Origin of the sequence: Streptococcus sp. HMSC065E03 (assembly GCF_001815045.1) — a bacterium.
Taxonomy (GTDB): domain Bacteria; phylum Bacillota; class Bacilli; order Lactobacillales; family Streptococcaceae; genus Streptococcus; species Streptococcus parasanguinis_AD.
Genome location: NZ_KV818844.1, coordinates 133,164 through 144,956, shown reverse-complemented (window position 1 = coordinate 144,956; position 11,793 = coordinate 133,164). Strand labels below are relative to the sequence as shown.

12 protein-coding genes and 1 tRNA gene are annotated in these 11,793 nt (G+C 44.5%); 5 read left to right on the top strand and 8 right to left on the bottom strand.

The genetic code is table 11. The features are described from left to right. Positions 1 to 75 precede the first annotated feature (75 nt). A complete protein-coding gene (locus HMPREF3002_RS02075) occupies positions 76 to 597 on the bottom strand; it encodes a Dps family protein (protein ID WP_003001978.1) in 522 nt (173 codons plus the stop codon). Positions 598 to 751: 154 nt separating this feature from the next. Here HMPREF3002_RS02075 and HMPREF3002_RS02070 point away from each other — a divergent pair, with 154 nt between their 5' ends. Next, entirely contained in the window at positions 752 to 1,222 is a 471-nt protein-coding gene (locus tag HMPREF3002_RS02070) for a COG2426 family protein (RefSeq protein ID WP_003002130.1), read from the top strand. A 346-nt stretch (positions 1,223 to 1,568) separates the two neighbouring features. Here HMPREF3002_RS02070 and tsf read toward each other — a convergent pair whose 3' ends face one another. Together tsf and rpsB are read right to left on the bottom strand one after the other, a co-directional pair. Further along, a complete protein-coding gene (tsf, locus tag HMPREF3002_RS02065; RefSeq protein ID WP_070665042.1) occupies positions 1,569 to 2,609 on the bottom strand; it encodes a translation elongation factor Ts in 1,041 nt (346 codons plus the stop codon). A gap of 82 nt (positions 2,610 to 2,691) precedes the next feature. Further along, positions 2,692 to 3,474, bottom strand: coding sequence for a 30S ribosomal protein S2 (gene rpsB, locus HMPREF3002_RS02060; protein WP_003016971.1), 783 nt, complete (start codon positions 3,472 to 3,474; stop codon positions 2,692 to 2,694). A 253-nt stretch (positions 3,475 to 3,727) separates the two neighbouring features. Between rpsB and HMPREF3002_RS02055 the strand changes: the two genes are divergently transcribed. Together HMPREF3002_RS02055 and HMPREF3002_RS02050 are read left to right on the top strand one after the other, a co-directional pair. Then, positions 3,728 to 3,798, top strand: a tRNA-Cys gene (locus HMPREF3002_RS02055). A 143-nt stretch (positions 3,799 to 3,941) separates the two neighbouring features. Further along, on the top strand, positions 3,942 to 4,700 hold the full coding sequence (locus HMPREF3002_RS02050) for a hypothetical protein (RefSeq protein ID WP_070661552.1): 759 nt from the start codon (positions 3,942 to 3,944) through the stop codon (positions 4,698 to 4,700). Positions 4,701 to 4,951: 251 nt separating this feature from the next. Here the strand turns inward: HMPREF3002_RS02050 and nusG are convergent, their stop codons facing one another. The 3 genes from nusG to rpmG form a co-directional block, all read right to left on the bottom strand. After that, on the bottom strand, positions 4,952 to 5,488 hold the full coding sequence (gene nusG, locus HMPREF3002_RS02045) for a transcription termination/antitermination protein NusG (protein WP_003002077.1): 537 nt from the start codon (positions 5,486 to 5,488) through the stop codon (positions 4,952 to 4,954). Between the two features lie 187 nt (positions 5,489 to 5,675). Then, the gene (gene secE, locus HMPREF3002_RS02040) at positions 5,676 to 5,852 is read right to left on the bottom strand and encodes a preprotein translocase subunit SecE (protein WP_003002261.1); all 177 of its coding nucleotides are present in this window, start codon (positions 5,850 to 5,852) and stop codon (positions 5,676 to 5,678) included. 9 nt (positions 5,853 to 5,861) lie between these two features. Then, on the bottom strand, positions 5,862 to 6,014 hold the full coding sequence (gene rpmG, locus HMPREF3002_RS10555; RefSeq protein ID WP_003009043.1) for a 50S ribosomal protein L33: 153 nt from the start codon (positions 6,012 to 6,014) through the stop codon (positions 5,862 to 5,864). A 144-nt stretch (positions 6,015 to 6,158) separates the two neighbouring features. Between rpmG and HMPREF3002_RS02035 the strand changes: the two genes are divergently transcribed. Next, entirely contained in the window at positions 6,159 to 7,073 is a 915-nt protein-coding gene (locus HMPREF3002_RS02035) for a KPN_02809 family neutral zinc metallopeptidase (RefSeq protein WP_003009045.1), read from the top strand. Positions 7,074 to 7,114: 41 nt separating this feature from the next. On the opposite strand, the gene pbp2a is transcribed toward HMPREF3002_RS02035, so the two are convergent. Beyond that, complete coding sequence (gene pbp2a, locus HMPREF3002_RS02030) at positions 7,115 to 9,349, bottom strand: penicillin-binding protein PBP2A (RefSeq protein WP_070665040.1); 2,235 nt, start codon at positions 9,347 to 9,349, stop codon at positions 7,115 to 7,117. A 103-nt stretch (positions 9,350 to 9,452) separates the two neighbouring features. Between pbp2a and HMPREF3002_RS02025 the strand changes: the two genes are divergently transcribed. Next, positions 9,453 to 10,316, top strand: coding sequence for an RluA family pseudouridine synthase (locus HMPREF3002_RS02025; RefSeq protein ID WP_070665038.1), 864 nt, complete (start codon positions 9,453 to 9,455; stop codon positions 10,314 to 10,316). 26 nt (positions 10,317 to 10,342) lie between these two features. Here HMPREF3002_RS02025 and HMPREF3002_RS02020 read toward each other — a convergent pair. Beyond that, on the bottom strand, positions 10,343 to 11,793 hold a 1,451-nt coding region (locus HMPREF3002_RS02020; protein WP_070665036.1), incomplete at its 5' end, for a GBS Bsp-like repeat-containing protein.

The following is an 11,793-nucleotide window of genomic DNA, read 5'->3' as shown; positions in this document are numbered from 1 at the left end:
CACCTAAGGAAAGTTTCTAAGAAGACTTTGTCTTCAGTCTGAAATAGAAGCCAACGGCTTCTATTTTTTATGATCTTATAATCCTGGTTCTTGACCAAGTTCAGCAGCCACCATCCAAATGTTCTTTTCAAGTTCTGCTTTAGCCCCAACAAAGATATCGTTGGTTACATCGTCGCCTTCAGCATCGGTAACATCCAAAGCTTTTTGGTAAAGGCCATCAAGGTAATGGAAGATTTCAAGAACACGTGTCAAGCTTTCTTCTACATTTTTTGTAAATGTTCCACGGCGTTCTTCAATATTGCTGTGTTCCAAAAATTCAGTCATGCTAGAATATGGCGCACCACCAAGAGTGATCAAGCGTTCGCTCACTTCATCTAAGGTTGCATCCAAGCTGTCCATGTATTCGTCCATTTTTGGATGCCAAACCATAAAGCCACGTCCACGCATATACCAGTGTACTTGGTGAAGGGCAATGTGAGCCACGTAGAGATCTGCTACGACTTGGTTCAAGAGAGCTTTTGTTTCTGGAAGAGTTTCTTTATTTGAAGGTGCAAAAGTTGCTACATCAGTAGCTGCTTCATGTTTCATAGTTGTCATGTCATTTCTCCTTTTTATAATGATTCTAATTAACTATGTCTTTATTATATGCTTCCTCCACCAGAAAGTCAAGATAAAAGATTAAAAAAGATCATAGTTGTCAATTGAGAAAAGATACGATAGAATGAAGAAGACTAATCGAAAGGCTTGACTAATGAAATATATCTTTACCTTCCTGATCTCCATGGTGCCCCTTGTTGAATTGCGCGGGGCCATCCCTTTTGCCATTGCAAATGGTATTCCCTTATGGACAGCGCTCCTGATCGGAGTGATCGGAAATCTTCTCCCTGTCCCTCTGATCTTCTTTTTCGCCCGCCATATTCTTACTTGGGGGGCAAAAAAACCAATTATCGGAGGCTTTTTTAGCTGGTGTCTCAATAAGGGCCATAGAGGCGGACAGAAATTAGAAAAAGCTGCAGGAGACAAGGGAATCTTCTGGGCCTTATTGCTCTTTGTTGGAATCCCTCTTCCGGGAACTGGTGCCTGGACCGGTGCCCTTGCAGCTTCTATCCTTGACTGGGACTTCAAACGCAGTAGCCTCGCAGTCATGCTCGGAGTGATACTAGCCGGCCTCATCATGGGAACCCTGTCCCTGCTCCTAGGAATCGATACCTTCGCACATTAAGCAAAAGACTGAAGCAACGGCTTCAGTTTTTGCATACAAAAAAGAGGCTTCCGTTCCTCTAAGAGTATAGACAAACTGTTTTTTTTTAAAATCTAATAAATTCTATAAAACAAAAAAATTTATTTATTAGAATTACTCAGTCATCTACTAAAACTTTCCGCTGTGAGAAAAGTGCTAGAAACAATCATGTTTCTAGCACTCGGGAGTTTTGGAACCTTAGGTCCAAAACTAAGTCATGGAACTTCTTCGAAGTTCGCTGACGTCCGTACTCACCTAAGGAAAGTTATTTAGATGAATTTATCTTACAAAAAAGAGGTTTCCTTCGAAACCTCTTATTTTTTTATTCTTAGTTGTTAAGAGCTGCTGCCATTGTAGCTGCAACTTCTGCTTCAAAGTCATTTGAAGCTTTTTCAATACCTTCACCAACTTCAAAACGAACGAATTCGATAACTGAAGCATTTACTGATTCAAGGTAAGCTTCCACTGTCTTGCTGTCATCCATGATGTAGACTTGTGCAAGAAGAGTGTAGGCTTGGTCAACTTTTGTGTTGTCCAAGAAGAAGCGATCCATTTTACCTGGGATGATTTTATCCCAGATTTTTTCTGGTTTACCTTCAGCTGCCAATTCAGCTTTGATATCTTCTTCAGCTTGAGCAACCACTTCGTCAGTCAATTGTGCTTTTGAACCGAATTTCAAGTGTGGAAGAGCTGGTTTACCAACCATTGCACGGCTTTCGTTATCTTGGTCGATGACGTGGTTCAATTGTGCCAATTCATCTTTCACAAATTGTTCATCCAATTCTTTGTATGAAAGAACAGTTGGTTTCATTGCAGCGATGTGCATTGAGATTTGTTTAGCAAGTGCTTCGTCTCCACCTTCGATCACAGAGATAACACCGATACGTCCACCGTTGTGTTGGTAAGCACCGAAGTGTTGTGCATCTGTTTTTTCAAGCAAAGCAAAACGACGGAATGAAATTTTTTCACCGATTGTAGCTGTTGCAGATACATATGCAGTTTCAAGAGTTTCACCTGAAGGCATTGTCAAAGCAAGAGCTTCTTCGTTGTTAGCTGGTTTACCTTCAGCGATCACTTTCGCTGTTGCGTTTACCAATTCAACGAATTGAGCGTTTTTCGCAACGAAGTCAGTTTCAGCATTTACTTCAACTACTGCTGCAACGTTACCATTGACATAAACACCAGTCAAACCTTCAGCGGCAACACGGTCAGCTTTCTTAGCTGCTTTAGCCATACCTTTTTCGCGAAGCAATTCGATCGCTTTTTCGATATCACCTTCAACTTCAACCAATGCCTTTTTAGCGTCCATGACACCGGCACCAGATTTTTCACGCAATTCTTTTACAAGCTTAGCTGTAATTTCTGCCATTTTTGTTCTCCTATATTTTTTAATAAAATAAGAGGGTCGGGCTGAGCCCTGCCCTCTTAGGTTCGTTACTTATTGAATGAAATTAAGCGTTGTCGCCTTCTACAACTTCAACGATTTCTTCGATTGAATCAGCTTGACCTTCAGTAGCTGCCAATTCAGCTTCTACTGTAGCAACACTGTCTTCACCTTGACGTCCTTCGATAACAGCGTCAGCCATTTTCGCAGTGATCAATTTAACAGCGCGGATAGCGTCATCGTTCGCTGGGATGATAACATCGATATCATCTGGGTCAGTGTTTGTGTCGACCATCGCTACAACTGGGATACCCAATTTCTTAGCTTCTTTAACAGCGATTTGTTCTTTATGTGGATCCACAACGTACATTACGTCTGGAATACGAGGCATGTCTTCGATACCGCCCAAGAATTTTTCAAGACGAGCGCGTTGTTTGTTCAACAATGCAACTTCTTTCTTAGGAAGAACTTCGAAAGTTCCATCTTCTTCCATGCGTTTGATTTCTTTCAAACGAGCGATACGTTTTTGGATTGTTCCCCAGTTAGTAAGAGTTCCACCCAACCAACGGTGGTTGATGAAATATTGACCTGAACGAACAGCTTCTTCAGCAACAGCATCAGCAGCTTGTTTCTTAGTACCTACGAACAAGATCACTGCATCGTTTGCAGCTGCATCACGCATGAAGTCGTATGCTTGGTCAGCGTATTTTACAGTTTGTTGCAAGTCGATAACGTGGATTCCGTTACGCTCAGTGAAGATGTACTTAGCCATCTTAGGGTTCCAGCGACGAGTTTGGTGACCAAAGTGTACACCAGCCTCAAGAAGTTGTTTCATTGAAATTACTGCCATGAGTAGTTTCTCCTTTTTTGTTTTTTTCTCCTCTCTCAGACGTCAACTTGCAGCACGACCACAAGGGCAACGGTGCCACAATGGATCCGAGATGAGTATTTGCTGTCTTAGACAACTCTATAAGTATAGCAGAAATCCCTAGAATTCGCAAGCTATTTGAGAGATTTTTTCAGCATTCTTCATCTGTAATGATTTGAAGGAAAAAGTTTTTCTTGACCTATCTTGTTTTTTAGGTTACAATATTATATGTTACGGCGGTATAGCCAAGTGGTAAGGCACGGCTCTGCAAAAGCTTGATCGTCGGTTCAAATCCGTCTACCGCCTTGATAATAAAATTTTTTATCATCTTTTATCTTTTAAAAATTCCCCTAGCAATAGGGGATTTTTTGTTTCCATTTGCTCCATTCCTTGATTGTTGATATAATAAAACCTCGCCTGATTGGCGAAGCACATTAGAAAGGGTATTTATGAAAAACATTCGTTTCTTTGCGATCGGCCTTCTTTCACTAGTGACACTAGCCGCTTGCTCACCTGCCAATTCTGCGCAACCAGCAAAAACAGCTTCTAGCTCTAGAAAACCGATCAAACAATCTTCTACCAAAGCATCATCTAGTAAATCGTCGAGCACTTCTTCAGACAGCAGTAGCTCAGATGATTTTTCAGGTCGCTTCAGCTTGGATCCAGATGATGGCGCATCTCTCCAATATGTGCCAGGAGCTGCATCCATTCCTGAGATCGAAAAACTCAAGAACCTCCACCCTACCACCGGTTTTGTATTGAGAACCGAAGATGGACAAGAGGTTGGTGGGCCAAAAGAAAGAAGCAGTTACGATGACGTAGTTGCAGCCTTTGGTCAACCCGTAAGTAGCACAGACAGTGCGAATCCTGGTGATGGAGTCAATGTTTGGGCAACAGACAATGGCGATATCATGGCTTTCTTCCGCAATAATGTGTTAACAGATATCACCTTCCGACTAAGAGGGGGCGATGCCAACCACCAGTCTACTGGCAGCATTTCCAAATCCGATACACCAAAAACGGCCCTCGAACGTCTCGGAAAACCCTATGCCATTATGCGTTCAGAAAATGGGACCAGCTATGTCTATAAAGATAGCAACGGAGATGAATCTAGCTTCTCTACACAAGGAAATAAGATCTTCAATGTTACGTCTACTGCAGAAACCAAGCAGTTAAAAAAGATCACTGGCCTGGATAAAAATCAATAACAAGCAATCAAAAGGGGCTGGGACAAAAGTCCTAGCCTCTCAATTGTTTTTGGATTGTCGAGCAAGACGCAGTGGTTGAGTGCTCAAAGCACTGCTTTGAGGTGGCGGATAGAACTTGCGAAGCAAGTATCCTAAGTCTTTGTTCGCTTTTTAAGCTTCAAAGATGCCCTATGTTGACGGAAACTATGTTTCCTTTATCTGCAACCTTCAACAGTCTCCCAGACTGTTGAAGCTGTCCCACTCTCTCTTTCTTACAATTCAGCAATTTGGTTCAAATTCACTTCTGCAACCGTATCGTTACCGAACATAGAAATGACCATTTTCACCTTGTTGTTATCAATTTCAGTGATCTTACCAGTATAGTCTGTGAAGGCACCGTCGATGATACGAACTGTATCGCCTACCTTGACATCCAAATCAAACTCTTGAACGGTTTGACCCATAGAGAGCAAGATACTGCGGATTTCTTCTTCCAACAATGGAGTTGGTTTTGAACGGTTTCCGTGGGATCCAACGAAACCAGTAACGTTCGGGGTATTACGGACAACAAACCAAGCTTCATCTGTCATGACCATTTCTACCAAGACATAACCTGGGAAGCGGTTTTCTTCGATTTCTTTTGTTTTACCATTTTTCTCAACTTGTACGGTTTGAGTTGGAATCTCTACGCGCAAGATGTTTTCTAACATATTGTAAGTTTGCGCACGTTGCAAAAGATTCTCTTTTACCTTGTTTTCATATCCTGAGTAGGTTTGTAGTACAAACCAGCCTTTATCAAAACTGTCCATTTGGGCATCCTTTCTTTCTGTTTAGCCTGCTCGAGCTTTTGTGAACATACTAAAAAAAGCCTCTTGGCTTTCCTTTTCCTAACTTCATTATACCACATTTTGCAGGAATGCAAAGAGGTTTGCTGATTTATTTTTAAGAAAAGACCATAAAAAGCAGGACCCTTGGGATCCCGCATGGCTTCTTTTCTTAAAAGAAATTGATCATGTGCAATAGGCCACGTGCAATGACTTTGTCGAACAAATAAATCAATGCTACAAAGAAAGCGGTGTACTCAATCACTGAGATAAAGTTTTTCCATCTTTCCTTGCGATTTGGCCAAGTTGTATCTTTTAGTAAGACGAAAATATCTTTAATGAATTTCACAACTCTCTCCTATCGTGTTTCTTTATGGATGGTATACTTGCTGCAATGCTTGCAGAATTTATTGACTTCTAGACGTGTTGGTTTTGGCGTCCCACTCAACTTAATGGAGTAATTGCGTGACCCACAAACCGTACACGCTAGACTTGCTTTTTTTAATGCCATAACGCCTCCGTTCACCCCATTATAGCAAGTTTTCCACGTTTTGACAAGAACAGAAAATCTCCTGTCAAGAAAAAAACAAATCTAAAGCGTTATCACTCTGGTTTTCTCCTCATTTTTGGTAAAATAAAACAAAAGGAGACGAATATGAAAAGTGATAACCTAAAAGAAAGTAGAAATATCGAAGACCGCAGGGGGCAAAGCTACTCCCAGTCTTCAGGCAATAGTAATCTTGGCGGAGGCATTTTACAGATCTTACTATCGCCGGGGAGCTTCAAAAGTAAGATCGTCCTCATCCTTCTTCTGGTTCTTCTAGGAGGTGGTGGCGCTAGCCTTGGGGGTCTCTTTGGAAATGGGACTTCTTCTCAACCTTACCAATCCACCCAAGTCACGCGCACCAACAAGACCCATGTCGATGATGCAGATGCTGAGTTCGTCAGCAAGGTCCTTGGGACAACAGAAGATCATTGGCACAAGGTCTTTCAAGCTGAAGGACGCACTTACCATGAGCCCAAACTAGTCTTCTATACCGGACGGACACAGACAGGCTGTGGGGTTGGGCAAGCATCGGCTGGTCCTTTCTACTGTCCAACCGACAAAAAGATTTATTTGGATATGAGCTTCTACAAGGAATTAACAACCAAATACAAGGCTAGCGGGGACTTTGCCATGGCTTACGTCATCGCCCACGAAGTCGGCCACCACGTACAAAATGAGCTGGGAATCCTTGGCAAATACCATCGGATGCAACAAGGCCTTTCTGAAAAGGAACGAAATGCCATCAGTGTCCGCATTGAGCTACAAGCTGATTATCTAGCCGGTGTCTGGGCCCGCTCCATTCAAGACCGAAACCTTCTAGATATCGGCGATATCGAAGAAGCCATGAATGCAGCCCATGCAGTCGGGGATGACACTCTCCAAGAGCAAGCCTACGGCTACTCGGTACCAGATAGCTTTACCCACGGAACTTCAGAGCAACGCATGCGCTGGTTCAAACGAGGCTACCAGTACGGGGATCTTCAACACGGCGATACCTTTAGCTTGTCAGATAGTGAACTTTAAACAAAAAACGATTCAGAAGGATTTCTGAATCGTTTTTTTGATTAGAAGCCAAGCCAGCCTTTGAAGGTATCCCAAGCGTTTTTCGCTTTTCCTGGGATATCGGCCTCGTCGATTGCTTTTTTCGCATTATCGACCATATTCGACGCCTTTTCTTTGACATCCTCAAAGAAACCTTTGTCTTCTTTGCTATCTGTTTCTGTCGTTTCTTCTCCGACTGGCGCAATGCCGTTTTCAGCATAAGAGTTCTTCACCGAGTCAAACTGGGTACCGTCTGTATAAGGCAGAACACTGTTGGCAACATTGCGGAAGATCTCGGATGCCGTTCCAGCACTACTGTCCGTCAGGTAGTGATTTTCATCGGTCGTTGGGAAACCAAGCCATTGACTGATGACTACATCTGGCGTGTAGCCGATCACCCATTGGTCTCCAGAGAGGTCCTTGTTAAAGCTGGTCTCTGTCGTACCGGTTTTCCCTGCCATGGTATAGCCATAAGGCGCAGCGTTAACCCCTGTACCATTACTGAAGGTACCAAGCATCATATTGGTCATCTTATCTGTCGTTGAACCACTAAGCACTCGGGTTGATTTCTGGCTGTGGCTCTTGACCACTTGGCCACTTGCATTTTCGATCTTGGTAATGAGGTGGGCATCATTCATGACTCCGCCGTTAGCAAAGGTACCATAGGCTTGGGCCATCTGCATCGGATTGGTTGTCACACCAGCTCCCAAGGCAACGGCAAGCGACTTGTCCACCTTGTCCATGTTGAGTCCGAATTTTTTCCCGTACTCAAAGACCGTATCAAGACCCAAATCATTAGCCGTCGCTACGGCTGGAAGGTTAAGGGACTCTGCCAAGGCCTGGTACATCGGTACCGTTGGACTAGACTGGATTCCCGCATAGTTATTGACCTCATAGCTTCCATATTGGGTGGTACTATTGTCCAATTCCTTATTGGTCGACCAACCTGCTGCAACAGCTGGGCTATAGACGACTAAAGGTTTGATGGTTGATCCTGGACTACGGGCAGCCTGGGTAGCGTAGTTGTAGGTACGGAAACCTGGATTTTGATCACTGCCGACACGCCCTACGAGAGCCCGAACCCCTCCGGTCTTAGGATCGAGGGCGACACTACCAGATTCCGCGCGCGTGCCGTCTTCCGCTACTGGGAAGAGGGCCGTATTGTCATAGATCACCTGCATGCTTGCTTGGTAATTTTGATCCAGCTCAGTGTAGATCCGGTAGCCATTTTTGACAATATCTTCTTCGGTCAGGCCGTATTCATTGACCGCCTCATTGATCACCGCATCAAAATAGGATGGGTAGCGGTAATCCTCCGACTTGCCTTCATAGGCATCAACCAGCTGGCCATGGATATCCACAGCAGCCGACTGATCAGCCGTTTTCTGGTCAATATAACCAGCTGCCACCATATTTTGGAGGACCGTATTGCGGCGATTGGTCGCATTCTCTACTGAATAGAGCGGGTTATAGATCTCAGGTCCCTTGAGCATACCGGCGAGTACTGCAGACTGATCCAGGCTTAATTGACTGGCTGAAACCCCAAAATACTTCTTGGAAGCATCCTCAATTCCCCAAACCCCATTTCCAAAATAGGCATTGTTGAGGTACATGGTGAGGATTTCTTTTTTACTGTATTTCTTATTGATTTCAAGCGCCAGGAAGAATTCTTTAGCCTTACGCTCCACCGTCTGGTCCTGAGACAGGTAAGCATTCTTGGCTAGCTGCTGGGTGATGGTCGACCCACCACCTGAGCGACCCAGGGTCAAAATCGCTAAGAAGAAGCGACCATAGTTGATCCCGCTATTCTTGTAAAAGCTCCGGTCTTCTGTTGCGACCACGGCATTTTGCAGATTCTCACTAATGGCATCGAGTTCGACATAGGTTCCTTTTTGCCCGGTCAAACTTCCCGCCTGGTCCCCATTCTTATCATAGATAATGGTGGTCGCCTTCAGTGCATTCTGCAAATCCTTGACGTTGGTCGTCTTAGCAAGGTAGAAAAGATAGCCCCCTGTCAAGAGGCTAAAGCCTAGCCCAATGATCAGGAGAATCTTGGTCAAATGGAATCTGCGCCAAAAACGACGGAAGGGATGCTGAGAGAGAGGCTTGCTTCTGTGCTTGCCTGAGCGACTATAGGTCGGCTCTACTGTCTCTTCCGGTAGTTCCGTGTCTGGCACTTCTTCTGCCACCGCTTTGGGCGGATGATCCTTTCTAAAAAAAGTGATCAGGTTTTCAAATAATTCTTTTATTCTATTCATACCTGTTATTGTAACACCTTATCCTTGTCCTAGCAAGAAAAGATAGCTCATCCCCTTCTCCCATTTAGTTTTCTTTAAGCTTAGATTTTGCTACAATAGGGTCATGAACTATCAATTTACTATTCCACAATCCTTTCCCCAGATGACTGTGAAAGAGTTGCTTGAGGACTACTTCCTCATTCCCCGTAAGATCCGGCATTTTTTACGAACCAAGAAGCACGTCTTGGTCAATGGCGAGACCATCAACTGGCAGAGCCCCGTTCAAAAAGGAGACCAGATCCAGCTGATCTTTGACGCGGACGATTACCCTGAAAAAGAGCTCCTAGCCGGAGACCCGAGTCTGGTCGAAGAGCTCTATCAGGATGAGCATGTCATCATCGTCAATAAGCTTGAAGGTATGAAAACCCATGCCAATGAGCCGACAGAAATTGCTCTTCTCAACCATGTTTCCAGCTATGTTGGATCCACCTGCTACGTCGTGCACCGCCTAGATAAGGAAACCAGCGGAGCGATTTTATTTGCTAAAAATCCTTTTATCCTGCCCATTCTCAACCGCATTTTAGAAGATAAAAACATCCAACGCGAGTACTGGGCCTTGATCCAAGGCAGCTTAGCACAAAAAACCATCGTCTACAAGGATAAAATCGGACGCGATCGCCACGATCGGCGCAAGCGCCTGGTCGATCCACGCAAGGGACAGTACGCAGAAACTCAGGTGACGCAACTGAAAAAAATCGGGCGAAACAGCCTGATCAAATGCCAGCTCAAGACGGGGCGTACTCATCAGATCCGGGTGCATCTCTCCCATCATGGGCACCCGATTGTCGGGGACCCTCTCTATAACCCTGCACGCGGAGAGCGACTCATGCTCCATGCTCACCGCTTGACCTTCACCAATCCATTAACCCTTGAAACCATCCAAGTCGAGGCCCCTTCCAAGAGTTTCGAAGAAGGGTTGAAAAAATAAGAAAAGAAGCCTGCGGCTTCTTTTTTTTATTGATAGCGTGGGGTTGCAAATCCACGAATATTGCCATGTCCGATTCGGTAGGTATTGCGACGGACTTGGTTGTTGGAGTTTCCTTCAATGGTATGAATGATCCCATTTGAGACGCTCTCAACAATTCCGATGTGATCCGCAAAGCCATTGTTTTGTTGGCTATTTTGATCCCAGTTAAAGGTGATGATGTCCCCTGCTTTTGGTGTAGTGGTACCATCTTCATTCCAGATGCCCAAGCGTTTGAAGATCTGGATGTGACGTTCGACTCCACATTCACGGCCAATCAAACCGCTCAAACCTTCCCGCTGGAAGACTGTTGTGACAAAGATATCACACCAGTCATCGGTCGTCTTCACTGCATAACCAACTGGAAGTGGTTTAACACTGTTATAATCATTGACCAATTGTTGGTGAGCTGCAGTTCCGCCACGAACGCCTACTAGACTAGCTGCTGCCCGTAAGACACGGTCCCGTTGTCCATTCGTTACACGAGGACTAAAAGCAGTTTGATCTACTGTCGCACGGGGATGAAGGGCTGTTTGACCAAGGTTAAAGCCTTCAACGCCACCATCGACATAATCCACATAGACGTGAGTGGTATAGTTACCTGATTGGTACTGGTGATTGGCTGCAGAGACCTGCACTTCTGTATGCATTCCAGAAGGTGCTGTTGAATACCAGAAAAGATTTTCTTGGTGTGCTTGAGACCAGGCTGCGACACGGATGTTCTTAATCCGACGGCCCTGAGGCGCTTGATCCACCGTTACCGTATAGGTTCCAGCACCAGAATTGACATTCTTGATCCCTGTTTGTGTCTTCGTCTGAGCATTTCGGAATTCAACTTCTGTAGTCGTTGAACCGACACCCACACGAGAACCATCATTTTGAATATAGTAAAGGTGAATATGGTACTTACCAGTAGAGTTTTTATGATCGCTCGCTTTGACCGATACCTTGTAGTCTCCATTTGATTGACGAGTCGCTTCATACCAGCGAATATCGTCTTGGCCATCCTTATCAGACCAAGTTGGGACTTGAACGGTCCGCACACCTTTAGGACTGTAGACATCCTTGATGATGACATCAAAGGTACCCGCATCCTTGTTGTTGTTTTGGATCAAGAGACTAGCAGTTGGACGTGATTGATTTTTGTAGTCAATAAAGGCTTTCTTGACAAACTTGTTTTGTCCGTTAGCATCCACATAGAAGACCTGCGCTTCGTACTTGCCATCAGCGTTTTCGTGGTCACTAGCTTTGGCTGTTACAGTATATGAACCGTCTGCCTGGCGAGTTGGCGTGTACCAGATGATATCTTTCATCCCATTGGCATGAGACCAGAATGGAATCTTCACTTCTTTATAACCATCGAAACCTTGAAGGTTCTTAGCTGTAATAGTGAAAGTCCCGTCTGACTCTGATTTTGTAATGGTCAGATCAGCAGATGGTT